Source organism: Streptomyces sp. NPDC002835, from assembly GCF_053591995.1.
Window position 1 is genome coordinate 1 of the sequence record NZ_JBSFUW010000136.1, and the last position, 1,309, is coordinate 1,309.

Genomic DNA, 1,309 nt, shown 5'->3' on the forward strand with positions numbered 1-1,309 from the left:
CGCCGACGCCTTCGGACCAGCCGGTGCCGTCGGCAGAGTCCGCGAACGCCTTGCAACGCCCGTCCCCCGCCAGCCCGCCCTGCCGGCTGAAACCGAGGAAGCTCATCGGCGAGGACAGGACGGTCACACCACCGGCGAGGGCGAGCGAGGACTCGCCGCTGCGCAACGACTGGGCGGCCAGGTGCATGGCCACCAGCGACGACGAGCACGCGGTGTCCACGGTCACGGCCGGGCCTTCGAGCCCGAACGTGTACGACACCCGCCCCGAGATCACGCTGTTCGCCAGCCCTGTGCTGGCGTGGCCCTCCACGTCCTCGCGCGAGTTCATGACGAGCGAGGCGTAGTCCTGCCCGGTGGTGCCGACGAAGACGCCGGTACGGCTGCCGCGCAGCCGGGACGGGTCGATCCCGGCCCGCTCGAACGCCTCCCACGAGGTCTCCAACAGCAACCGCTGCTGCGGGTCCATGGCCAGGGCCTCACGCGGCGAGATCCCGAAGAATCCGGCGTCGAAGTCGCCCAGGGCGGAGAGGAACCCACCTCTCCGGGTCGCGCTGGCACCCCGGTTTCCGGGGCCGCTGTCTCCGAAGAGCGCGGCGAGGTCCCAGCCTCGGTCGGTGGGGAAGTCCGTCATCCCTTCCCTGCCGTCGAGAAGCATCTCGAACAGGACCTCCGGTGTGTCCGCGTCGCCCGGCATCCGGCACGCCATGCCGATGATCGCGATCGGGTCACCGTCGACGGAGGCCGTCGGTGCGTCCGTGTCCACGACCTGGTGCTCGTCGAGGAGTTCGGCGAGGAGGTGGGCAGCAAGTGCGGCGGGGGTGGGGTAGTCGAAGACGAGGGTGGCGGGCAGCCGCAGACCGGTGACCGTGTTCAGCCGGTTGCGCAGTTCCAGGGCGGTGAGCGAGTCGATGCCCAGGTCCTTGAACTCCCGGTCCGCGGCCACCGATGCAGACGACGCGTGTCCGAGCACGCCGGCGGCTTCGGTCCGTACGAGGTCCAGGACCTGCCGGGCCCGTTCCTCCTCGGCGAGGGCGCCGAGCCGCAGCCCGAGCGCACCGGCGGTCGCCGACGCGGCCATCCGGCGGGCACCCTTGAACAGCCCCCGGAACAGCGGGGGAACGTCGGCACCCGGCCGCTGTTCGCCTACGAGGCGGCCGAGGGGTACGAGGTACGGGAGGTCGGTGGCCATCGCCGCGTCCAGGAGCGCCAGCCCCTGCTCGGCGGAGAGCGGCGGAACGCCGGAGGAGGCGATGCGCTGACGGTCGGCCTCGGAGAGTGTCGCCGTCATGCCGCCCGTCGGCGCCCACGC

Annotated in this window: 1 protein-coding gene; it reads right to left on the reverse strand. The window is 72.2% G+C overall.

Annotation, left to right across the window (positions count from 1 at the left end; translation table 11 throughout):
- A partial coding sequence (locus ACWD01_RS37520) for a beta-ketoacyl synthase N-terminal-like domain-containing protein (RefSeq protein ID WP_451168472.1) occupies positions 1–1,309 on the reverse strand: 1,309 nt, incomplete at both ends.